Below are 22,435 nucleotides of genomic sequence, written 5' to 3'. Positions count from 1 at the left end.
ACGCGCATAGCTTGTGCTCCTTCACCAGAATCTGAGGGGCATCTCCGTGCGCATATCCACACCCCGTTCCGTCCTGCTGGCCGGCGCGGTAGCCGTGACGCTCTCGGCGACCGCGCTGCCCGCCGCCTTCGCGGCCCCGTCCTCGTCCGCCGTGATCTCCGAGGTGTACGGGGGCGGCGGGAACTCCGGTGCGACGCTGACCCGTGACTTCGTCGAGCTGGCCAACGCCGGCTCCGCCGCGTACGACCTCGCCGGCCTCAGCGTCCAGTACCTGCCCGGCGCCCCCTCGGCGGGCTCGCAGTGGCAGGTGACGGCGCTGACCGGCGCGGTGGCGCCCGGCGGCCGGTATCTCGTCGCCCAGGCGGAGGGCGCCGGGGGCACGGTCGCCCTGCCCGCCGCGGACGCCACCGGCAAGGTCGCGATGTCGGCGAGCAGCGGCACCGTCGCCCTGGTCTCCGGGACCACGGCGCTGACCTGCAAGACGGCCGCCGACTGCGCCGCCGACGCCCGCGTCGTGGACCTGGTCGGCTACGGCACCGCGGTCGTCCGGGAGGGCAGCGGACCGGCCAAGGGCGCATCGGCCACCGCCTCCGTGGCGCGCGCGGCCACCCTCGCGGACACCGACGACAACGCCGCCGACCTCACCGCGGCCGCCCCGACCCCGGTCAACGCGGCCGGGGAGAGCGCGGGCGGCGGCGAGGGTCCCGGCGACCCGGACAACCCCACCGAGCCCGGCACCGTACGGGTGCACGACATCCAGGGCAGCACGCGGGTCTCCCCGCTGGACGGCCGCGAGGTCATCGGCGTGCCCGGCGTCGTCACGGCGGTGCGCGCCTCCGGGTCGCGCGGCTTCTGGATCCAGGACACCGCCCCGGACGCGGACCCGCGCACCGGCGAGGGCGTCTTCGTCTACACCGGCTCCACCGCCCCGGCGGTCTCGGTGGGCGATTCGGTGCTGGTCAGCGGTGTCGTGGACGAGTACTACCCGTCGGCCACCGCCCAGTCCGTCACGGAGATCACCAAGCCCAGGATCACCGTCCTGTCCTCCGGCAACGCGCTGCCCGCCCCGGTGGTGCTGGACGCCGGAGCGGTGCCGTCCGCCTATGTGCCCTCGGCCGGCGGCGGCTCGATCGACGCACTGCCCCTGGAGCCGTCGGTGTACGCGCTCGACCTGTACGAGTCCCTGGAGGGCAGCCGGGTCGAGATCGCCGACACGCGGGTGACGGGCGCGACGACCAAGTACCACGAGGTCTGGGTGACCGTGGAGCCGGAGCAGAACCCGACCCGGCGCGGCGGCACGCTGTACGCCTCGTACGCCGACCAGAACGCGGGCCGGCTCAAGGTCATGTCGCTGGACCCGGCCGCGCCGGTGCCCACCGCGAACGTGGGCGACGTGCTGTCCGGCACCACGGCGGGCGTCCTGGGCTACGACTCGTACGGCGGCTACAACGTCCAGGCCACCGAGCTCGGCACGCTCACCGACAACGGGCTGCGGCGCGAGGTGACGCGCCGGCAGAAGGGCAAGGAGCTGGCGGTCGCCACGTACAACGTGGAGAACCTCGACGCGCTCGACGACCAGGCGAAGTTCGACACCCTGGCCGCGGGCGTCGCGGTCAACCTGTCCTCGCCCGACATCGTGTCCCTGGAGGAGATCCAGGACGACAACGGCGCGGTGAACGACGGCACGGTCGGCTCCGAGGCCACGCTGAAGCGGTTCACGGACGCGATCGTCGCGGCGGGCGGCCCGCGCTACGCCTGGCGCTATGTCGCCCCGCAGGACGGGCGGGACGGCGGCGAGCCCGGCGGCAACATCCGCAACGTGTTCCTCTTCAACCCGGAGCGGGTGGACTTCGTGGACCGCGCGGGCGGCGACGCGACGACCGCCGTCGAGGCCGTACGGACCCGCAAGGGCGTCGCGCTCTCGGTGTCGCCCGGCCGGATCGCGCCCACGAGCGACGCCTGGGACGACAGCCGCAAGCCGCTGGTCGGCGAGTTCCGCTTCCACGGGAGGTCCGTCTTCGTCGTCGGCAACCACTTCGCGTCCAAGGGCGGCGACCAGCCGCTGCACGGCCGCTACCAGGAGCCGGTGCGCGGCTCGGAAACCAAGCGCGTCCAGCAGGCGAAGCAGGTCAACACCTTCGTCAAGTCGCTGCTCGCGGCGGACAAGTCGGCGCGGGTCGTGGTCCTCGGCGACCTCAACGACTTCGCGTTCTCACCCACCGTCGGCGCGCTGACCTCCGGCAAGGTCCTCAAGCCGCTGATCACCACGCTGCCGGTGAACGAGCGGTACAGCTATGTGTACGAGGGCAACTCGCAGACCCTCGACCACATCCTGACCAGTCCGGGGGTGCGCCGCTTCGACTACGACGTGGTGCACATCAACGCGGAGTTCGCCGACCAGGCGAGCGACCACGACCCGCAGATCGTCCGCATCGACGTGAACGCCCCGAGCCACGGCAACGGGCACGGAAACGGCCATGGCCACGGGCACGGGCACGGGCACGGGCACGGGCACGGGCACGGAAAGGGTCACGGGCACCGCTGATCCGGCGCACGGGCGGGCGGCGGGCGCTCAGCCGCCCGCCCGTGGCAGGGCCGATCCCCCCGCTGCCCCGGCGCGCGGCCGGGGCAGCGGGGGGATCGGCCGCAGCGCGGGGGCGGAGTCCAGCGGCCGGTCGGTCATGAAGCGGGCCACCAGGTCCGCCACGTCGTCGGGGCGCTCCAGGACGACCCAGTGGTCCGACTCGCCGATGGTCAGGAAGCGGCTGCCCTCGATGGTGGCCGCGAAGGCGCGCTGGTGTTCCGGCGGGGTCACGGTGTCGTGCTCGCCCGCGAAGACGAGCGCGGGCACCCCGCTCAGCCCGCCGGAGAAGTCGGGGCGGTGCTCCAGCGACCGGCGCAGCGAGCGCTCGGCGTGCGGCGAGTGCGTGAGGGCGTGCACGAAGGACCGGCGTACGTAGCGCAGGGCGAGGTCCCTGCGGTGGACCCGGCGGTCCGGGTCCAGGCACATCAGCGCCTCGGCGGTGAGCCGGGCCAGCCCCGTCACGTCGCCGGTGTCGAGCCGGCCGACCGCGCGGGCCCAGCCGTCGCGCTGGACCTCGGTGATGTGCGACGGGACGCCGCCGAGGACCAGGCGGGCGACGCGGGCGGGGTCGTGGCGGGCGCAGGCGAAGGCGATCGAGGTGCCGTAGGAGAAGGCGTAGAGGTTGACCCGGTCCGCGCCGAGGTCGTCGAGGACGGCGGTGACGGCCGCGCGCAGCAGGTCGTCGCCGGTGCCGGGGGGCAGCGGGTCGGCGCCGCCCATGCCGGGCAGGTCGGCGGTGACGACGGTGGCGTGCGGTCCGAGGTGCTCGTCCATCTGGGGCCAGCCGTGGATGCCCTGGAGCGCGCCGCCGAGGACGACGACGGGTTCGGTGCGCGGGTCGGGCTGCCGCAGGGCGCGGTAGCGGAAGCGCAGCCCGTCCACGGTGAGGGTGCGGATGATCTCTTCGGTCATGTTCCCTGGGCCCCGGTCACCTGGTGAGGACGAGGGCGGCGTTGTGGCCCCCGAAGCCGAGCGAGGTCTTGACGGCGGCGTCGAACACGGCGGGCCTGGCCTCCTTGCTCACCACCTCGACGGGGATGTCCGGGTCGGGGGCGTCGAGGTTGACGGTGGGCGGGACGAGCCGGTGCTGGAGGGCGAGGACGGTGAGCGCGGTCTCGATGCCGCCGGCGGCACCGAGGGTGTGGCCGGTCATCGCCTTGGTGGAGGTGACGAGGGGGTGGTCGCCGAGGACCCGGCGCAGCATGGCCGCCTCGATGAGGTCGTTGGAGACGGTCGAGGTGCCGTGGGCGTTGACGTGGCCGATGTCGGCGGCGGCGATCCCGGCGTCGGCGAGGGCGGTGCGCAGGGCGCGCTCGATGCCGAGCCCGTCGGGGTCGGGGGCGACGGCGGAGTAGGCGTCGCTGGAGGCGCCGTAGCCGGCGATGTGGGCGCGGACGGCGGCGCCCCGGGCGCGGGCGTGCTCGGGGCGTTCCAGGACGAGGAGTCCGGCGCCCTCGCCGACGACAAAGCCGTCGCGGTGGGTGTCGAAGGGGCGGCAGGCGGCCTGCGGGTCGTCACGCCGGGTGGAGACGGCCTTGAGCCGGCAGGCGCTGGCGATCAGGAGCCGGGAGCAGACGGATTCGGCGCCGCCGGCGACGACGATGTCGCAGGCTCCGGTGCGCAGCATCTGGTGGGCGGTGCCGATGGCGACGGTGCCGGAGGAGCAGGCGGTGGAGACGGCCTGGCTGGGGCCGTGTGCGCCGAGGTCGGTGGCGACGCTGCTGGCGGCGCCGTTGACGACGGCGAGCGGGGCGAGCTTGGGCGAGACGCGGCGGGCTCCGCGTTCGCTGAGGGTGGTGTGCTGCTCGTCGTAGAAGGGCAGGCCGCCGTGGGCCGAGCCGATGACGACGGCGACCCGGCCGCTGTCCCAGACGGCGGGGTCGAGTCCGGCGTCGGCGACGGCCTCGCGGGCGGCGATGACGGCGAGGTGCGAGAAGCGGTCCATCAGCCGGTGGGCGGCGATCCCGAGGACGGCGCGGGTGTCGAGGTCCTGGACGCTGTACATGAAGTCGCAGGGCAGGCCGTCGAGTTCGGCCCGGTGCGGGACGCAGGGCGCGGTCGCGGGGTCGTTGACGGCGCGCCAGGTGGCCTCCGCGCCGACGCCCGCGGAGGTGACGAGGCCGATCCCGGTGACGGCCGCGGCGAACGGCTCCGGGCGGTACCGGGCGGTCACGCGGCGGCCTTGCGGTGGACGGCCTCGACGAGCTGGGCGACGGTGTCGCGTGAGGTGATCTGGACGTCGTCGAGATCGACGTCCATCCGGTCCTCGATGAGGAGCCGCAGCTCCTCCAGCGCAAGGGAGTCCAGGCGGAGCTGCCGCAGGGGCACCTCCGGGCGGATCGCCAGGGGGTCGGTTCCGAAGTTGGCGGTCAGCAGGGTGCTGATCTCGTCTGCCGTGCTCATGCTCATCGGGCACTTCTCCGCTGTCGTACGCGGTGACGCCTTGCCGCGTGAGATGTGACTGCCATCGGGGACGCCGGCCGGTCCGGAGTTCTCTGTTATACGCCCTGTCGGCGATGTGTCCGGGCCGCGTTCCCCCGTGCGGTGGGTTCCTGCACGGGTGTACGAATCCCTGGGGGCGCACGAAGGCTTGCGAGGGCTCATGAACGGTCAACTCCATTGGAGTGAAAGGGAGTTCGACACGCCGCCGGAATGATTGTCATACCTTCATTCGCTCCCTATCGTGAGCAGGCTTCGCGGCCGCCCGGTCCATCCCCTCCGGGGCCGGGGCCGTCTCCCCTCCCACAGAGCAGGAGCAGGAATGCCGACTCGCGCCGCCGCCCGCACCAGGGCCTCCCTCCTCGCCGCCCTGACCGCCACCGTCCTCGCCGCGACCGGCACCCCGGCACTCGCCGCCGCGGACACCGGCCACCCGCTGGACCGGGCGTTCGAACGGGCCGCCGAGGAGTTCGACGTACCGCGTGACCTGCTCGCCGCCGTCGGGTACGGCGAGACCCGCCTCGACGGCCACGCCGGACGCCCCAGCCAGGCGAACGGCTACGGCGTGATGCACCTCGTCAGCAACCCCGCGCACCACACCCTGGAACGGGCCGCCGACCTCACCGGCGAACCGCTCGCCGCCCTGCGCTCCGACGCCGCCGTCAACGTCCTGGGCGGAGCGGCGGTGCTGCGCGGCTACGCGGACGCGCTCGGGCTCGACGCGCGGGACCGCGACGACATCGACGCCTGGTACCCGGCCGTCGCGCGCTACAGCGGCGCCGAGGGGCCGGCCGCCGCGCTCTACGCGGACACCGTCTACACCTTCCTGGCGGACGGGCTCGACGCGCTCACCCCGGACGGCGAGCGGATCTCGGTGACCGGGCGGCCGGTCTCCCCCGACAAGGCCGGGACCGCCGCCGACTACTCCGTCCGCAGCGCCGACTACCCGTCGGCGCTCTGGGTCCCGGCCGACCCGAACAACTACACCACCGGCCGCACCGCGACCGTCGACAAGGTCGTCATCCATGTCACCCAGGGCTCGTACGCGGGCACCATCAGCTGGTTCCAGGACCCGGAGTCCGTGGTCAGCTCGCACTACGTGGTGCGCTCGTCGGACGGCCAGATCACCCAGATGGTGCGCGACGCCGACACCGCGTACCACGCGCGCAGCGCCAACGCCTCGTCGCTCGGCATCGAGCACGAGGGCTTCGTGGACGACCCGACCTGGTTCACCGACACGATGTACCGCTCCTCCGCCGCGCTGACCGCCGCGCTCTGCGAGAAGTACGGCATCCCGAAGGACCGGGCGCACATCATCGGCCACAGCGAGGCGCCGGGCAACGACCACACCGACCCCGGCCCGAACTGGGACTGGGACCGCTACATGGAGCTGGTCGGCGGCGCCACGGACGGCGGCACCGGCGACGGGCTGAGCTTCCCCGCGTACACGACCCAGCGGCCGGGCTCGACGGGGCCCCAGGTCACCGCGGTCCAGCGGCTGCTGAACGCGCAGGGCCACCCGGCCGGCGAGGAGGACGGCGTCTTCGGCACGGCCACCGAGAGCGCGGTGAAGTCGTTCCAGACGGCGCGCGGCCTGGAGGCGGACGGGATCGTGGGCGCCCGGACCTGGACGGCGCTGCTCTCCGCGGGCACCACGCCGGAGCTGGCCGAGGGGGCGACCGGCGAGGACGTGAAGCGGGTCCAGCGCGCCCTGACCGCCGCGCTCGGCTCCACCGTGGACGCCGACGGCAGCTTCGGCCCGGCGACCGGGACCGCGGTGCGCTCGTACCAGACGAGCCGGGGGCTGACGGCCGACGGGATCGTGGGACCGGACACCTGGGGCGCGCTCCAGGCCGGCCGCTGACCCGCCACCGCGCCCCGGACCGGCCGACCGGGGCGGCGTCGGTCCGGGACTCGGCCGGTCAGTCCCGGTCGCGCTCGTACCGCAGCTCCACGACCCCGCTGCCGAAGGTGCGGGTGCCGAGGAGCCGGAGGGCGGTGCGGGACTCCTCGGTGGGGAACATCGGTTTGCCCCGGCCGATGAGCACCGGGTGGACGTAGACGCGGTACTCGTCGATCAGGTCGAGCGCGGCGAAGGAGGCGGCGAGGCCGGCGCCGCCGAGCGCCAGATCGCCGCCGGGCTGCTCCTTGAGCGCCCGCACCTCCTCCGGGACGACCTCGCGGACGATCGTGGTGTTCCAGTCGGCCCGCTCCAGCGTCCGCGAGTACACGTACTTGGGGGTGTCCCGCCAGATCCCGGCGAACTCGGCCACCGTCCCCGCGTTGGCCGGGTCCCGGTCGGCGGTGGGCCAGAAGTCCGCCATCAGCTGATGGGTGACCCGGCCGTCCAGCATGCCGCCCATGCCGGCGAGTTGGTCGTTGAAGTAGCGGTGGAGTTCCTCGTCGACGACATGCCAGTCGATCTCCCGCCGTGGGCTCTCGATGAAGCCGTCGAGGGACATCGACATCCAGTAGACGATCCTGCGCATCGCACACCTCACCGGGCGGTCGCGGGGACGGGGGGTGGTGAACCATGCCCGACGTTACCGGGCGGCCCGCCGCCCGACCGGGAGCCGGGCGGCGCGACTTGACGCCGGGGCGGCGCGGCCCGTAGGAGTCGGGGTATGAGAGTCGGAGACGCACGCGCCGCGGCCGCGCACTGGGTCACCGCGCACGCCCGCCCGCGACCGGACTACCGGGGCGCGTACTTCACCGGCTCGACGGTCGGCCTCCCGGACGGGACGGAGCTGCCCGCCGCGTCCGACGTGGACGTGGTCGTGGTGACGGCGGGCGAGGAGGCGCCCGCGAAGCCCGGCAAGCTCCGTCACGAGGGCGCCCTGCTGGAGATCACCTACGAGCCGATGACCCTGCTGGACGACCCGGAGGCGGTGCTGGGCGCGTACCACCTGGCGGGCGGCTTCCGCCGGGACACCGTCATCGACGACCCCACGGGCCGGCTGCGCGCCCTGCACGCGTACGTCGCGCCGCGCTTCGCCGAGCGGAGCCGGGTGCGCCGCCGCTGCCTGGACGCCCGGCACCGCGTCGAGGACCGGCTCGCCGCCCTGGACCCCGGACAGCCCTTCGCGGCGCGCGTGATGGGCTGGCTGTTCCCGACCGGGGTCACCACCCACCTCCCGCTGGTCGCCGCGCTGCGCAACCCGACCGTCCGGCTGCGCTACCCCGCCGTACGCGAGGTGCTCGGCGCGTACGGGCAGGACGCGCTCTATCCGCGGTTGCTGGCGCTGCTGGGCTGCGAGGCGGTCCCGGCGCGGCGGGTGCGCCACCATCTGGCGGAGCTGGCGCGGACGTTCGACGCCACGGTCCCCGTCGTACGCACGCCGTTCTTCTTCGGCAGCGACCTCACGGCACAGGCCCGCCCCGTCGCGATCGGGGGCGGCCGGGAGCTGATCGACCGGGGCGACCACCGGGAGGCGGTCTTCTGGATCGTCGCGGCCTTCGCCCGCTGCCACCTGGTGCTGGCCGAGGACGCGCCCGCGCTGCACACCGCCCGGCTGCCGGCGTTCCGCGAGGCCGTCGCCGACCTCACCGGCATCGGCTCCACCGGGGACCTGCTCGCCCGGCGCGACGAGGTGCTGCGCTTCGTGCCCGAACTGTGGACGGCCACCGAGGAGATCCTGGCCGCCAATCCGGAGATCCACGACTGAACGCCCCCGCCCCCGCTCCGGGGCGGCGGGGACGGGGGCGGGCGGCCGGGGAGGTCAGCGGAGCTTGATCGCGCCGCCGTCCGCCATCAGGGTCTGGCCGGTCATGTAACGGGCGTCGTCGCTCGCCAGGAACGCGACGACGGGCGCGACGTCCGTGCGCGGGTCGCCGAAGCGGCCGAGCGGGATCTTCGCGGCGGAGAGGGCGTACTGCTCGGGGTTGGCCTCCGCCCAGGCGGCGACGCCCGCCGTCCGCGCCATCGGGGAGACGACGTTGACCCGGATCCGGTCCGCCGCCCACTCGTTGGCGACGACCCGGCTCAGGCCCCGGATGGCCTCCTTGCCCGCCGCGTACGACGCCTGGTTGGGCTGGCCGTCGATGCCGGCGCCGGAGGCGAAGTTGACGACGGCGCCCGCGCTCCTGCGGAGTTCGGGGTAGGCGGCGAGCATGAAGTTGCGGGTGGCGAAGAGGCCGGTGTCCAGGGCGAGTTTCCAGTCGTCGTCGGTCTGCTCGGTGAACGGGCGGACGCGGGAGGCGCTGGCGTTGTTCACCAGGACGTCCAGGCCGCCGAAGCGTTCGACGGCCGTGGCGACGGCCCGGTCGGCGACCGCGCGGTCCGAGACGTCGCCCCGCAGGAACGCGACCGCGTCCCCGAGGTCGGCCGTCAGCGCGTCCCCGGCCTCCTGCTGGAGGTCGACGACCACGACGCGGGCGCCGCGCTCGACGAACAGCCGGGTGACGGCCTCGCCGATGCCCGAGGCTCCTCCGGTGACGACGGCGACCTTGTTCTCCAGTGTCATTGCGCTGTTCCTTCGACTCGCTGGTTCCGGCCCCCGCACGGATCGTTCATATGCACCATACACTTCATATGTATTGTGCATATAAAAGTGTTGGCGGGCGGGGCGCGCACGAAGGGCGGCCGCCCATCCGTTCCCGGATGCGCGGCCGCCCCGTGCGGGCTGTCAGCGGGTCACTTCAGGCCGAACGCCCGGATGATCTCCTGGTCCACGGAGAGGCCGCCGCCGGCCTCGGCGTGTGCCTTGAGGGAGACCGCGGTGGCCCCCTTCTCCGGCGTCCTGAAGCGGGCGGTCCAGGAACCGGCCGCGTCCTTCCGGAGCTGCACCGGGCTCCAGCTCCTCCCGTCGTCGTAGCTGACCGACAGGGACGCCTTCGTCGCCTTCACGGCGCCCTCCAGCCACTCCTGCGTGGTGGAGGACAGGCCGATCTCCGTCCACTTCCCGGCCCTGACGTCACCGGCGAGGTCGGTGGCCACGTCGTAGTCCAGCTGGAGCATCGGGATGTCCACCTGGTACGGGCCCTCCGGGTCGTTGGCGCCGGAGACGAAGGTCCACTCGGAGTGCGTGCGTACGGACGTCTTCCAGGTGTCCGCGTCGCGCGAGGCGTCGAGCACCAGCCGGTAGGGCAGCTCCTCGGCGGGCAGGTCCCCTACGTAGCCGGCCCGGCCGGGCATCTCGTCGAGCAGCGTGTCGCCCTGGTAGACGGCGACCTTGCCGGTCTCGTACTCCTTGTCCGGCATGGAGCCCGAGTGCCCGGCCCCGCCGTCCGTCCAGGGGGTGATGTTGTACTGGATGTCGCCCCACTGCGTGCGGGCCGGGCCCCAGAATCCGGTGCCCAGGCGCGGGCGGGTGACGGGCGCGAACCACGAGGCGCGGGTGGTGCCGCCGGCCCGGTAGTCCATCTCGCCGCCGCGCTCCTCCAGCGCGGTGTCCGTGCCCTCCGCGTTGTACTGGGCGTGGTCCTCGTACCAGAAGGAGGCGCCGGGCAGCGGGGTGACCCACTCGGTGCGGGTCGCCGGGTACTTCTCGTACTCGGCGAAGCCGATGCCGGGGCCGTAGTCGGGGATGTCGTAGCGGTAGCCGCCGCCGACGACCTCGCGGTGACCGTAGAAGGTGTTCTCCACCTTCGCCAGCTGCCGGGCGGACGGGGCGAAGGCGAGTGAGCGGTCGGGCACGGCGCCGTCGTGGCGGTCGACCAGGTCGTAGACGTAGCTCGCGTACTTGTGCTGCTCGACGGTGACCTTCTTGCCGCGCCGCGCGGTCGCGATCAGCTCCTCCCCGGCGATCCGCTGCACGGTGGCGACGGGCAGGGCGAGCGTGGTGCCGTAGTCGCCGTAGGACTCCATCAGCCGGCCGTCGCCCCGGTTGACGACGAACAGCGCCTTCGCGCCGGCGGCGACGGCGGCCGCGACCCGGTCGGCCGGGGCCACCGTGTCACTGCTGCGGATCACGACCGCCCTGCCCTTCGCGTCCACGTTCCGGTAGTCGGCGGCGGAGCCGTCGCCGGCGAAGACGCTGCGGAGCCTGGCACGGCTGTCCTCGGCGACCGGGGAGCCGTTCTGCACGGTGACCGGGACGTCCCGGCCGCCGGCGGTCAGGTCGATGAGCTTCTCGCCCTGGCGCCAGCGGGTCAGGAAGGAGAAGTCTCCCTTGCTCACCTTCCCGGTGGGGCTCGCCCACAGCTGGTCGTACGTCAGCGGGATCTGGTACGCGTCGCGCTGCACGGTGCCGTCGGGGGCAGTGCGCGCCATGTCGTAGCGCAGCTGCCGGGTCTCCGTCTCCTTCGGCGTGCGCACGCTGACCTTGCGGGCCTTCGACGCGTCGAGCGTGACGGTGACCGGCTTGTCCAGGACGATCTCGGGGGCCGCCAGGAAGGCGAGGGCCTTGGAGTCGGCGGTGTCGCCCCGGATGTCGGCGGCGGTCCAGGCGGTGTAGTCGCCCGGCGGCAGCCTCAGCGTGGTGTCGCCGGACACCGCGACCGGCGACAGGTTCGGGTCACCGAGGGCGCCCAGGACGACGGTGCCGTCCATCGGCTCGCCGTCGCGGTCGCGCAGCCGGAGCGTGAGGTCGTACAGCTCCCGCTCCTTGTTGAGCGCGAAGCCGGTGTGCGCGACGACCGTGCCGGCGGCATCCTTGGCGAGGACCTGCCCGGAGAAGGTGGTGCCCGGCGCGGCCTTGGACGGGTCGAGCGTGAGGACGGCCTCGGCGGTGGAGCCGGCCGGGACGGTGAGCCGCTTCGCGGACAGCGTGTACGCGTCCGATGCGGTGTCCGTCGCCAGGTCCAGGGTGACGTCGGCGTCGCCCGTGTTGCGGTAGGTGACGGTCCGTTCGGTGACCGGGTCGGACGGGCTGTGCGGCCAGTCGTAGGCGGCGACCGGGACGGAGCCGGTGGCCTCGATCGTCGTGTCGACGGCGGCCTTCACATCGAGCCGCCCGGTGCCCTGCTCGTACGGGGTGTAGTCGGGCAGCACCTCGGAGGAGGTCATCAGCGCGTCCTTGACGCGCTGTCCACTCCAGTCGGGGTGGCGCTGCTTGACGATGGCGGCGGCGCCCGCGACGTGCGGGGTGGCCATCGACGTACCGGACATCGACTGATACATGCCCTCGATGCCGGGGACGGACTGCGAGGCGGCGGCGTTGATGTCCACGCCCGGCGCGGACAGGTCCGGCTTCAGGCCGTAGCTGCGCACCAGCGGGCCCATCGACGAGAACTCGGCGCGGCCGTCCCGCTTGTCGACGGCGGCGACGGTGAGCGCCTTCTCGGCGGAGCCGGGCGCGCCGATGGTGCCCGCGCCGTACGCGTTGCCGGCGGCGATCACGTAGAGCGGGCCGCCGTCCGCCGACAGGGCGTCGACGGCCTGCGCCATCGGGTCGGTGCCGTCGTCCGGGACGGGCGAGCCGAGGCTCATGGAGACGACGTCGGCGCCCTCGGCCCTGGCCCACTCCATGGCCTCGATGATCCCGGAGTCGGCGCCCTCGCCCCCGTCGCTCAGGACCTTGCCGACGAGCAGGTCTGCGGCAGGGGCAACGCCCTTCTCGGCACCGCCGGACGCGGCGCCGGAGCCCGCGATGGTGGAGGCGACGTGCGTGCCGTGGCCGTTCTTGTCGTCGACCTCCTCACCGGGCACGAAGCTCTTCGTCTTCAGGATGCGGTCCTTGACGTCCGGGTGGTCGGCGTCGATGCCGGTGTCCAGGACGGCGACCTTGATTCCCTTGCCGTCGTAGCCGTCCGCCCACGCCTGCGGGGCGTTGATCTGCGGCACCGAGTCCTTGAGCGCGGCCTCGACGCGGCCGTCGAGCCAGAGCTTGGCGATGCCGTTGTCCAGGGAGCGGGTGGTGGCGGTGCGCGCGATGTCGTTCCAGAAGGTGCGCGCGGTGTCCTTGCCGGCGGTGAGCGCGGCGCCGTGGATGGACTCCAGCTTCCGGACGGCCTTGCTGCCGCGCGGGGCGGCGGGCAGCGAACGTGCCTTGGCCGCCGGGTAGGTGGCGATCAGCGGGATGCCGCCGGTCGTCTCGTCGTCGTAGCCCATCGCGGCCAGCGCGGACACGTTGAACAGGCGGCGGTCCAGCTTGCCGGCGGCGAGCAGGCCCTGCGCCTCGTCGGGCAGGACGTAGAGGTCGTCCCCGGCCTGCTGGACGTGGACGCCGCCGGTCGCGCCCTCGGGGCGGTCCACGGTGACGGTGTCCCGGTCGCCCGCGCCGTCCGTGTAGTGGACGACGTCGCCGGTGACCAGGGTGATGTCGTAGCTGTGGACGGCCGACCCGACCGGGACGGTCCCGGCGGAGGCGGGCGCGGGGGTGGGCGCGGCGGAGGCGGCGCCGGTGACGGGGAGCAGCGCGCCGCTCACCAGGGTCGCCGCCGCGGTGGCTATGAGGAGGGTCCGTCGCCCGGCGCGAGCGGGTCTCGCCCTGCCGGTCGCGGTGGAGGGGGTGAAAGTCATGCTGTTGATCTACCGGCAATCCCGCCGCCGCGGCACGGTCCGTGCCTGGCGCGAATGTGCCGTGGCGGCAACCCGCCGGTCCCGGACCGGCTTTCGGGCAGGGGAGTTGAGGCCGGGTCAGGCCACCGATCCGATGCGGCCGGCCGGGGGCCGGCCGCCGGGGTGGTGGATCGGGGTGTGGGCGCCGGTCAGCGGGGCGCCGCTGCCGCCGCGCCGGACGGCGACGATCTCGGCGGCGATCGACAGGGCCGTCTCCTCGGGGGTGCGGGCGCCGAGGTCGAGCCCGATCGGCGAGTGCAGGCGGGCCAGCTCCAGCTCGGTGACCCCGGCCTCGCGCAGCCGTTCGTTGCGCTGGAGGTGGGTGCGGCGGGAGCCCATCGCGCCGACGTACGCGACGGGCAGCTTGAGCGCCGCCGCCAGGAGCGGGACGTCGAACTTGGCGTCGTGCGTGAGGACGCACAGGACGGTCCGGGCGTCCACGGTGGTGGCGGCCAGGTAGCGGTGCGGCCATTCGACGACCAGCTCGTCGGCCTCCGGGAAGCGGGCCGCGGTCGCGAAGACGGGCCGCGCGTCGCACACGGTGACGTGGTAGCCGAGGAACGTGCCGGCCCGGACCAGGGCCGCCGCGAAGTCGATGGCCCCGAACACGATCATCCGGGGCGGGGGCACGCTGGACTCCACGAGCAGCGTGAGGGGCCGGCCGCAGCGCGAGCCCTCGGCGCCGATGGTGAGGGTGCCGGTGCGGCCCTGGTCGAGCATGGCGCGGGCCTCGGCGGCGGCGGTGCGGTCCAGCTCGGGGTGGGCGCCGAACCCGCCCTCGTGCCCACCTTCGTCCGGGCGGACCAGCAGGGCGCGGCCGAGGAGTTCGGCGGGGCCGTCGGTGATGCGGGCGAGGGCCGCGGCGCCGCCCGCCGACGCGGTGGCGAGCGCGGCGGCGAGGACCGGGCGAGCGGGGTCGTCGGCCCGGACCGGGGTGATCAGGATGTCGATGACTCCGCCGCAGGTCAGGCCGACCGCGAAGGCGTCCTCGTCGCTGTAGCCGAAGCGTTCGACGCGGGTGGCGCCGTCCGCCAGGGCCTGTTGGCACAGCTCGTACACCGCGCCCTCCACACACCCGCCGGAGACCGAGCCGATGGCCGTGCCGTCGCGGTCCACGGCCAGCGCGGCTCCCGGCTGCCGGGGCGCGCTGCCGCCGACGGCGACGACGGTGGCCACGGCGAAATCGCGTCCCTGCCCGGCCCAGCGGTCGAGTTCGTCGGCGATGTCCAGCATCTCGGTCTCCTTGGCGGGTGTGGGGCGGGCGGGTCAGCTGACGCCGAGCCAGCCCTCGATCGGGTGCAGGGCGAAGTAGACGACGAAGATCGCCGCCAGGCCCCACATGAAGGCGCCGACCTCGCGGCCCCGGCCCTGCGCCGCCTTGATGGCGACGTAGGAGATGACGCCCGCCGCGACACCGGTGGTGATGGTGTACGTGAACGGCATCAGGACCACCGTGAGGAACACCGGGATGGCCACGGAGCGGTCGCTCCAGTCCACGTGCCGGGCGTTCTGCATCATCATGGCGCCGATGACGACGAGGGCGGCCGAGGCCACCTCTGCGGGCACGATCGCGGTGAGCGGGGTGAAGAAGAGGCAGGCGGCGAAGAACAGGCCGGTGACGACGGAGGCGAGGCCGGTCCTGGCCCCCTCGCCGACACCGGTCGCGGACTCCACGAAGACCGTCTGCCCGGAGCCGCCGGCCACGCCGCCGATCGCGCCGCCGGCGCCGTCGATGAACAGCGCCTTGGACAGGCCCGGCATCCGGCCCTTGTCGTCGGCGAGCCCGGCCTCCGTGCCGACGCCGATGATGGTGGCCATCGCGTCGAAGAAGCCGGCGAGGACCAGGGTGAAGACGATGAAGCCGACGGTCATGGCGCCGACGTCGCCCCAGCCGCCGAAGTCGACCTCGCCGAAGAGCGAGAAGTCGGGTGAGGAGACCGCCGAGCCGTTCAGCTCGGGCGGGCCGCTGCTCCAGATCTTCGGGTCGACGTCGGCCACCTTGTTGATGACGACGGCGACCACGGTGCCGACGACGATCCCGATGAGGATCGCGCCGGGGATGTTGCGGGCCTGGAGCATGAAGATGAGCAGCAGGGTCACGGAGAAGACGAGGACGGGCCAGCCGGCGAGTTCACCGGCCGGTCCGAGGGTCACCGGGGTCGCGGTGCCCTTGCCGACGAATCCGGCCTTGTAGAGCCCGATCAGGGCGATGAACAGGCCGATGCCCATGGTGATGCCGTGTTTCAGCGGGAGCGGGATCGCGTTCATGATCAGCTCGCGCAGTCCGGTGACCACCAGGAGGCAGATCACCAGCCCGTACATCACGCACATGCCCATGGCCTGCGGCCAGGTCATTTCGGGGGCGACCTGGGAGGCCAGGACGCCGGAGACGCTGAGGCCCGCGGCGAGCGCGAGCGGGACCTTGCCGACGAACCCCATGAGCAGGGTGGTCGCCGCCGCCGCGAGCGCGGTGGCGGTGATGAGCGCCGGCTGGCTGAGCACGTTCTGGTCGACGTCCTTGCCGCCGAGGATGAGCGGGTTGAGCAGGAGGATGTACGCCATGGCCATGAAGGTCGTGACGCCGCCGCGCACCTCACGGGCCACGGTCGAGCCGCGGTCGGATATGTGGAAGTACCGGTCGAGCCACGATCTTCCGGCGGGGACGCGCGAGCCGGGGCCCGCGTCCTCCGCACCGGTCTTCGGCTGCACTGACTGCTGGGTCATGATGCCTGACTCCCAAGGTTCACAGGGGCACCCGCGGAAGAGATTCGCTATGCGGGATTTGGGATGACTGTGCGGGCGGCACGACCCGGTGGACGGCACGGGACGAGCTGGTTCGTGCGCGGGGGCCGCGAGCGGTGCGGGCCCCCTGGGCCTCCGGGCGGTGCGGGCCGGGAAGTGTGACGTTCGCCGGTGGCGCGCACCGCCCGGAGAGTCGGGACGGAGCCGGGATCAGAGACCGGTCAGGTGCTCCGGGCGTACCGGCGTCCGGTCGAGCTCCAGACCCGTCGCGTTCCGGATCGCCGCGAGGACGGCCGGGGTGGACGACAGGGTCGGGGCCTCGCCGATGCCGCGCAGCCCGTACGGGGCGTGGTCGTCGGCGAGTTCGAGCACATCGACGGGGATGGTCGGCGTGTCGAGGATGGTGGGGAGGAGGTAGTCCGTGAAGGAGGGGTTGCGCACCTTCGCGGTCACCGGGTCGACGATGATCTCCTCCATGACGGCGATGCCCATCCCCTGGATGGTGCCGCCCTGGATCTGGCCGACGACGGAGAGCGGGTTGAGCGCCTTGCCGACGTCCTGGGCGCAGGCCAGTTCGATGACCTTGACCAGGCCGAGTTCGGTGTCGACCTCGACGACCGCGCGGTGTGCGGCCACCGAGTACTGGACGTGGCCGTTGCCCTGGCCGGTGCGCAGGTCGAAGGGCTCGGTGGGCCGGTGGCGCCACTCCAGCTCGATGTCGACCGCCTCGTCCTCCAGCACGTCCGCGAGGTCGGCGAGCACCTCGCCGCCGTCGGTGACGACCTTGCCGCCCTCCAGCAGGAGTTCGGCGGTGGCCCAGGCGGGGTGGTAGGTGCCGAACTTGCGGCGGCCGATCTCCAGGACCCGTTCGCGGACGGCCTCGCAGGAGTTCTTGACCGCGCCGCCGGTGACGTACGTCTGGCGGGACGCGGAGGTCGATCCGGCGGAGCCGACGCGGGTGTCGGCGGGGTGGATGGTGACCCGGGCGACGCCGAGTTCGGTACGGGCGATCTGGGCGTGCACGGTGACGCCGCCCTGTCCCACTTCGGCCATGGCGGTGTGCACGGTGGCGACGGGTTCGCCGCCGATGACCTCCATGCGCACCCGTGCGGTGGAGTAGTCGTCGAAGCCCTCGGAGAAGCCGACGTTCTTGAGGCCGACCGCGTAGCCGACGCCGCGTACGACGCCCTCGCCATGGGTGGTGTTGGACAGTCCGCCGGGCAGGGCCCGTACGTCGGGGTGCTCGCCGGCGCTCTCCCACTGGCGCTCGGGCGGCATCGGCATGGCCTTGACGCGGCGCAGCAGTTCGGCGACCGGGGCGGGCGAGTCGACCTGCTGTCCGGTGGGCAGCAGGCTGCCCTGTTCCATGGCGTTGAGCTGCCGGAACTCGACGGGGTCCATGTCCAGCGCGGCGGCCAGCTTGTCCATCTGCGCCTCGTAGGCGAAGCACGCCTGGACGGCGCCGAAGCCGCGCATGGCGCCGCACGGGGGGTTGTTGGTGTAGAGGGCGAGCGCCTCGATGTCGACGTCCTCGACGACGTACGGGCCGACCGACAGCGAGGAGGCGTTGCCGACGACGGCCGGGGACGCGGAGGCGTAGGCGCCGCCGTCCAGGACGATGCGGCACTTCATGTGGGTGAGCTTGCCGTCGCGGGTGGCGCCGTGCTCGTAGTGGAGCCGGGCGGGGTGGCGGTGGACGTGCCCGAAGAAGGATTCGAAGCGGTTGTAGACGATCTTCACGGGCTTGCCGGTGCGCAGGGCGAGCAGGCAGGCGTGGATCTGCATGGACAGGTCCTCGCGTCCGCCGAAGGCGCCGCCGACGCCGGACAGGGTCATGCGGACCTTGTCCTCGGGCAGTCCGAGCACGGGGGCGATCTGGCGCAGGTCGGAGTGGAGCCACTGGGTGGCCACGTACAGGTCCACGCCGCCGTCCTCGGCGGGTACGGCGAGGCCGGACTCGGGGCCGAGGAACGCCTGGTCCTGCATGCCGAAGCAGTAGTCGCCGGTGACGATCACGTCGGCGCGGGCCGCGGCCGCCTCCGCGTCGCCGCGGATGATCGGCTGGCGGTGGACGATGTTGGGGTGGGGCACGTGGCCGATGTGGTGGTCGGTGCGGTTCTCGTGGATGAGGGGGGCGCCGGGGGCGGTGGCGGACGCCTCGTCGGTGACGACGGGGAGTTCGCGGTAGTCGATGCGGATCTTGGCGGCGGCGCGGCGGGCGGTCTCGGGGTGGTCGGCGGCGACGAGCGCGACGGGTTCGCCGTGGTGGCGGACCCGGCCGTGGGCGAGGACGGGGGTGTCCTGGATCTCCAGCCCGTAGTTCTTCACCTCGGTCGGCAGGTCGTCGTAGGTGAGCACCGCGTAGACGCCGGAGGTGGCGAGCGCCTCGGAGGTGTCGATGGAGACGATCTCGGCGTGGGCGACGGTGGAGCGCAGGGTGTGGCCCCAGAGCATGTCCTCGTGCCACATGTCGGAGGAGTACGCGAACTCGCCGGTGACCTTGAGGATGCCGTCCGGGCGCAGCGTGGACTCGCCGATGCCGCCCTTGGTGCGGGTGCCCTGGTGGATGTTGGTGGGGGAACCGGTGACGCCCATCACTGCACCGTCTCTTCCGCGCGGGCGGCCGCGAGGCGGACCGCGTCGAGGATCTTCTCGTAGCCGGTGCAGCGGCAGAGGTTGCCGGAGAGCGCCTCACGGATGTCCGCGTCGGACGGCTGCGGGGTGCGCTCCAGGAGTTCGTCGGCCGCGACCAGCAGGCCGGGGGTGCAGAAGCCGCACTGGACGGCCCCGGCGTCGATGAACGCCTGCTGGATGGGGGACAGTTCCCCGGTGTCGCGGGTCTCCTCGCCGGTGGCGGGGGCGGCCTGCCAGCGGCGGGCCCGGTCGAGCGGGGTGCCGCAGGCGCCGGAGGCGCAGCCGGTGCCGGGGTGGGCCTCGGCGCGGTGGGCGGCGAAGTCGGCGAGCCCTTCGACGGTGACGACGTCGCGGCCCTCGACCTGTCCGGCGGCGACCAGGCAGGAGCAGACGGGCACGCCGTCGAGACGGACGGTGCAGGAGCCGCACTCGCCCTGTTCGCAGGCGTTCTTGGAGCCGGGCAGGCCCATGCGCTCGCGCAGGACGTAGAGGAGCGACTCGCCCTCCCAGACGTCGTCGGCCTCGTGGCGGCGGCCGTTGACGGTGAAATTGACGCGCATGATCAGGCGGCTCCTTCGGTGCTGCGGCCGTTGCCGCGGTATGACTCCCAGGCCCAGCCGAGGGTGCGCCGGGCCATGATCCCGACCGCGTGGCGGCGGTAGCTCGCGGTGCCGCGGACGTCGTCGATGGGGTTGCAGGCGCCGGCGGCGAGGGTGGCGAACCGCTGGGCGACGGACGGGGTGATGATCGTGCGGCTGTCCCAGAAGCCGCCCTCCTCCAGCGCGGCGTTCAGGAATTCCTCGGCCGCCTTCGCCCGTACGGGTGTCGGGGCGGCCGATCCGATGCCGGTGCGAACGGTGCGGGTCTCGGGGTGCAGGGCGAGGCCGAAGGCGCAGACGGCGATGACCATCGCGTTGCGGGTGCCGACCTTGGAGTACTGCTGGGGTCCGTCGGCCTTCCTGATGTGCACGGCCCGGATCAGCTCGTCGGGTTCGAGCGCGTTGCGCTTGACGCCGGTGTAGAAGGCGTCGATGGGGATCATGCGGGTGCCGCGTACGGACGCGGCCTCCACCTCGGCGCCCGCGGCGAGCAGGGCGGGGTGGGCGTCGCCGGCCGGGGACGCGGTGCCCAGGTTGCCGCCGACGCCGCCCCGGTTGCGGATCTGCGGGGATGCGACGGTGTGCGAGGCGAGCGCGAGGCCGGGCAGTTCGGCGCGCAGGTGTTCCATGATGTGGCTGTACGGGACCGAGGCGCCGAGCCGTACGGTGTCCTGCCCGACCTCCCACTCGGCCAGCTCGCCGACACGGTTCAGGTCCAGCAGGTACTCGGGGCGCCGGTGGTCGAAGTTGATCTCGACCATCACATCGGTGCCCCCGGCGATGGGCACAGCCGTCGGGTGCTCGGCCTTGGCGGCGAGCGCCTCCTCCCAGCTTGCGGGGCGAAGGAAGTCCATGGTGGCTCTCTTCTCGATCGGGTTCTCACGCTGGGCTGGGTGACGGCCGGCCCTGACTCTGTTCATGTCTTGTTCACGCGGTGTGCGGCCCAGTACACAAGCCCTGCTCCACCTGGTGCAGTCACCGAACCCATGAAGGAGTTGGCTGGTCTCCGCTCATGTCTTGTAGATTCGAACGAATGACGGGGCTCACGGGCCTCACCGCAACACCCAGACTTCACCCGTACCAACGAAAGAGATCGGCGGCGACGAGATGCGGCTGCGCGCACTGCTGGAGAACGACGCGCTGGGCCTGCGGCTGCTCGGCGGCGACGAGGAGCTGGACCGGTCGGTCCGGGGCGTGATGACCACCGACCTGCGCGACCCGAGCCGCTACCTCACGGGCGGCGAGCTGGTCCTGACCGGTCTGGCCTGGCGCCGCGACGCGGGGGACTCGGAGCCGTTCGTGCGCATCCTGTCGGCCGCCGGGGTGGCCGGTCTTGCGGCGGGCGAGGCGGAGCTGGGCGATATCCCGGACGATCTCGTGGCGGCGTGCCGGCAGCACCGGCTGCCGCTGTTCGCGGTCCACGAGACGGTCGCGTTCGCAACGATCACCGAGTACGTGGTGCGCCAGGTGTCCGGTGAGCGGGCGGGCGATCTGGCGGCTGTGGTGGACCGGCACCGCAGGCTGATGACCTCGGGCCCGGCGGGCGGCGGCCCGGAGGTCGTCCTCGACCTGCTCGGCTCCGACCTGGACCTGCGCGCCTGGGTGCTCTCCCCCACCGGCCGGCAGATCGCGGGCGCGGGCGCCCCGCTGCCGGCCGCCGCCGGGGCCGAGCTCGCCGGTCTGCATCTGGCCGCCGTCCGCTCCGGCCGACCCGCGCCGCACCGGGCCGCCCTCGGCGGTACGACGTATTCGCTGTTCCCGATCCGGAACAACGGCCGGGCCGGAGCCGCGCCCTCCGCCCGTGATGTGCGCGAGTCGGTGCTCTCGGACTGGCTGCTGGCCGTGGAGGCCGACGCGGGCGACTGGCCGCCCGCGCGGCTGGACCTCCTCCAGGGCGTCACCCAGCTGATCGCGGTCGAACGCGACCGGCGCGACGCGGCCCGCACGGTGCGCCGCCGGCTCGCCCAGGAGGTCCTGGAGCTGGTCCAGGCGGGCGCCGCGCCCGCCGAGATCGCCGCCCGGCTGCGCGTGGCAACCCCGGTCCTGCTCCCCGGCCTGGGGGCGGCGCCGCACTGGCAGGTGGTGGTGGCGCGGGTCGAGTGGGACGGGGACGGGGCGGCCGGCTCCCCGGTCGCGGGCGGCCCGGTCGCCCAGGCGCTCCTTGAGGAGATCCTCGTCGACCCGGCCGTGACCGGACCCGACTCGGCGGACCGCATTGCCGTCGCCCACACGGGTGAGGAGGCCATCGCGCTGGTGCCGCTGCCCGCCGACCGGGACCGAGGCGCGGCGGCGGACGCGGCGGCCGCTCGGGACGGCGCGTCGGACGGGCGCCGGGAGGACGGGGCCGGCCTGCACGCGGACGCGCTGCTGGCCGCCGTGCGCGCCCCGCTGTCCGCCGGTCTCGCCGACGACGGCCGGCTGACACTGGGTGTCAGCGCCTCGGTGCATTCCGCCGAGGGGCTGCGCGGCGCGCTGGAGGAGGCGCGGCACGCCCGGCGGGTGGCGGCGGCCCGGCCGGGGCGGGTCTGCGCGGCCGGTCACGACGAGCTGGCCTCGCACGTTCTGCTGCTGCCGTTCGTCCCCGACGACGTGCGCAGGGCGTTCACGGCACGGCTGCTGGACCCGCTGCGCGAGTACGACCGGCGCCACCGCGCGGAGCTGATCCCGACCCTGGAGGCGTTCCTGGACTGCGACGGTTCCTGGACCCGCTGCGCGGCCCGGCTGCACCTCCACGTCAACACGCTGCGCTACCGGGTCGGGCGAATCGAGCAGTTGACGGGGCGCGACCTGGCCCGCCTGGAGGACAAGCTCGACTTCTTCCTCGCCCTGCGTATGAGCTGAACCACCGGGCCCCGCAAGGGGTTCCGCTTCCGCCGCCGATTGTGAAAACTTTCACCTGACATTGCCCCGGCCTCTTGGCCCGGCGTGCCATTCCGTGCTGTGATGCGGGTCATACCCACGGGTGTCCGGCCGTGCCCGGACGCTCACCACAGCTCG

The 22,435-nt window shown here is 73.4% G+C and carries 15 protein-coding genes; 4 read left to right on the top strand and 11 right to left on the bottom strand.

Going from position 1 to position 22,435, the window contains the following annotated elements; translation table 11 throughout:
- The first annotated feature begins 46 nt into the window (after positions 1–46).
- The gene (locus tag OG710_RS25190; protein WP_330241348.1) at positions 47–2,545 is read left to right on the top strand and encodes an endonuclease/exonuclease/phosphatase family protein; all 2,499 of its coding nucleotides are present in this window, start codon (positions 47–49) and stop codon (positions 2,543–2,545) included.
- A gap of 27 nt (positions 2,546–2,572) precedes the next feature.
- On the opposite strand, the gene OG710_RS25185 is transcribed toward OG710_RS25190, so the two are convergent.
- From OG710_RS25185 to OG710_RS25175, 3 genes are read right to left on the bottom strand one after another with little or no spacing between them, the layout of a single operon-like run.
- Positions 2,573–3,496 carry an alpha/beta fold hydrolase gene (locus tag OG710_RS25185; RefSeq protein ID WP_330241347.1) on the bottom strand — a complete coding sequence of 308 codons (924 nt, stop codon included), beginning with the start codon at positions 3,494–3,496 and terminating at the stop codon, positions 2,573–2,575.
- A 16-nt stretch (positions 3,497–3,512) separates the two neighbouring features.
- Complete coding sequence (locus OG710_RS25180; protein WP_330241346.1) at positions 3,513–4,757, bottom strand: beta-ketoacyl-[acyl-carrier-protein] synthase family protein; 1,245 nt, start codon at positions 4,755–4,757, stop codon at positions 3,513–3,515.
- On the bottom strand, positions 4,754–4,987 hold the full coding sequence (locus OG710_RS25175; RefSeq protein WP_199563577.1) for an acyl carrier protein: 234 nt from the start codon (positions 4,985–4,987) through the stop codon (positions 4,754–4,756). The genes OG710_RS25180 and OG710_RS25175 overlap by 4 nt, the downstream gene beginning before the upstream one ends.
- 358 nt (positions 4,988–5,345) lie before the next feature.
- Here OG710_RS25175 and OG710_RS25170 point away from each other — a divergent pair, with 358 nt between their 5' ends.
- Complete coding sequence (locus OG710_RS25170) at positions 5,346–6,887, top strand: peptidoglycan-binding protein (protein ID WP_330241345.1); 1,542 nt, start codon at positions 5,346–5,348, stop codon at positions 6,885–6,887.
- 58 nt (positions 6,888–6,945) lie between these two features.
- Here OG710_RS25170 and OG710_RS25165 read toward each other — a convergent pair whose 3' ends face one another.
- Positions 6,946–7,512 (bottom strand): dihydrofolate reductase family protein, encoded by a 567-nt coding sequence (locus OG710_RS25165; protein ID WP_330241344.1) that lies wholly within the window; start codon positions 7,510–7,512, stop codon positions 6,946–6,948.
- Positions 7,513–7,647: 135 nt separating this feature from the next.
- Between OG710_RS25165 and OG710_RS25160 the strand changes: the two genes are divergently transcribed.
- The gene (locus OG710_RS25160; protein WP_330241343.1) at positions 7,648–8,688 is read left to right on the top strand and encodes a hypothetical protein; all 1,041 of its coding nucleotides are present in this window, start codon (positions 7,648–7,650) and stop codon (positions 8,686–8,688) included.
- 54 nt (positions 8,689–8,742) lie between these two features.
- On the opposite strand, the gene OG710_RS25155 is transcribed toward OG710_RS25160, so the two are convergent.
- From OG710_RS25155 to OG710_RS25125, 7 genes are all read right to left on the bottom strand, one after another.
- On the bottom strand, positions 8,743–9,486 hold the full coding sequence (locus tag OG710_RS25155) for an SDR family NAD(P)-dependent oxidoreductase (protein ID WP_330241342.1): 744 nt from the start codon (positions 9,484–9,486) through the stop codon (positions 8,743–8,745).
- A 170-nt stretch (positions 9,487–9,656) separates the two neighbouring features.
- Positions 9,657–13,424: a S8 family peptidase gene (locus OG710_RS25150; RefSeq protein ID WP_330241341.1), complete on the bottom strand. Its 3,768-nt coding sequence runs from the start codon at positions 13,422–13,424 to the stop codon at positions 9,657–9,659.
- A gap of 117 nt (positions 13,425–13,541) precedes the next feature.
- Complete coding sequence (locus OG710_RS25145) at positions 13,542–14,696, bottom strand: XdhC family protein (protein WP_330241340.1); 1,155 nt, start codon at positions 14,694–14,696, stop codon at positions 13,542–13,544.
- Positions 14,697–14,729: 33 nt separating this feature from the next.
- Positions 14,730–16,187 carry an NCS2 family permease gene (locus tag OG710_RS25140; RefSeq protein ID WP_330241339.1) on the bottom strand — a complete coding sequence of 486 codons (1,458 nt, stop codon included), beginning with the start codon at positions 16,185–16,187 and terminating at the stop codon, positions 14,730–14,732.
- Positions 16,188–16,415: 228 nt separating this feature from the next.
- Positions 16,416–18,800 (bottom strand): xanthine dehydrogenase family protein molybdopterin-binding subunit, encoded by a 2,385-nt coding sequence (locus tag OG710_RS25135; protein WP_330241338.1) that lies wholly within the window; start codon positions 18,798–18,800, stop codon positions 16,416–16,418.
- The gene (locus OG710_RS25130; protein WP_330241337.1) at positions 18,800–19,399 is read right to left on the bottom strand and encodes a (2Fe-2S)-binding protein; all 600 of its coding nucleotides are present in this window, start codon (positions 19,397–19,399) and stop codon (positions 18,800–18,802) included. The genes OG710_RS25135 and OG710_RS25130 overlap by 1 nt, the downstream gene beginning before the upstream one ends.
- A 2-nt stretch (positions 19,400–19,401) precedes the next feature.
- A complete protein-coding gene (locus OG710_RS25125) occupies positions 19,402–20,292 on the bottom strand; it encodes an FAD binding domain-containing protein (protein WP_330241336.1) in 891 nt (296 codons plus the stop codon).
- Positions 20,293–20,545: 253 nt separating this feature from the next.
- Between OG710_RS25125 and OG710_RS25120 the strand changes: the two genes are divergently transcribed.
- Positions 20,546–22,279 carry a PucR family transcriptional regulator gene (locus OG710_RS25120; RefSeq protein WP_330241335.1) on the top strand — a complete coding sequence of 578 codons (1,734 nt, stop codon included), beginning with the start codon at positions 20,546–20,548 and terminating at the stop codon, positions 22,277–22,279.
- The last annotated feature ends 156 nt before the right edge of the window (positions 22,280–22,435 follow it).

This window comes from Streptomyces sp. NBC_00525 (assembly GCF_036346595.1).
GTDB lineage: Bacteria > Actinomycetota > Actinomycetes > Streptomycetales > Streptomycetaceae > Streptomyces.
This window is presented reverse-complemented; position numbering and strand designations above follow the sequence as displayed.

Excerpts from the sequence above, each read along its gene's own strand:
- OG710_RS25185 (WP_330241347.1), bottom strand. The coding sequence starts at position 3,496 with ATGACCGAAGAGATCATCCGCACCCTCACCGTGGACGGGCTGCGCTTC.
- OG710_RS25175 (WP_199563577.1), bottom strand. The coding sequence starts at position 4,987 with ATGAGCACGGCAGACGAGATCAGCACCCTGCTGACCGCCAACTTCGGA.
- OG710_RS25170 (WP_330241345.1), top strand. The coding sequence starts at position 5,346 with ATGCCGACTCGCGCCGCCGCCCGCACCAGGGCCTCCCTCCTCGCCGCC.
- OG710_RS25165 (WP_330241344.1), bottom strand. The coding sequence starts at position 7,512 with ATGCGCAGGATCGTCTACTGGATGTCGATGTCCCTCGACGGCTTCATC.
- OG710_RS25160 (WP_330241343.1), top strand. The coding sequence starts at position 7,648 with ATGAGAGTCGGAGACGCACGCGCCGCGGCCGCGCACTGGGTCACCGCG.
- OG710_RS25155 (WP_330241342.1), bottom strand. The coding sequence starts at position 9,486 with ATGACACTGGAGAACAAGGTCGCCGTCGTCACCGGAGGAGCCTCGGGC.
- OG710_RS25150 (WP_330241341.1), bottom strand. The coding sequence starts at position 13,424 with ATGACTTTCACCCCCTCCACCGCGACCGGCAGGGCGAGACCCGCTCGC.
- OG710_RS25145 (WP_330241340.1), bottom strand. The coding sequence starts at position 14,696 with ATGCTGGACATCGCCGACGAACTCGACCGCTGGGCCGGGCAGGGACGC.
- OG710_RS25140 (WP_330241339.1), bottom strand. The coding sequence starts at position 16,187 with ATGACCCAGCAGTCAGTGCAGCCGAAGACCGGTGCGGAGGACGCGGGC.
- OG710_RS25135 (WP_330241338.1), bottom strand. The coding sequence starts at position 18,800 with ATGGGCGTCACCGGTTCCCCCACCAACATCCACCAGGGCACCCGCACC.
- OG710_RS25130 (WP_330241337.1), bottom strand. The coding sequence starts at position 19,399 with ATGCGCGTCAATTTCACCGTCAACGGCCGCCGCCACGAGGCCGACGAC.
- OG710_RS25125 (WP_330241336.1), bottom strand. The coding sequence starts at position 20,292 with ATGGACTTCCTTCGCCCCGCAAGCTGGGAGGAGGCGCTCGCCGCCAAG.
- OG710_RS25120 (WP_330241335.1), top strand. The coding sequence starts at position 20,546 with ATGCGGCTGCGCGCACTGCTGGAGAACGACGCGCTGGGCCTGCGGCTG.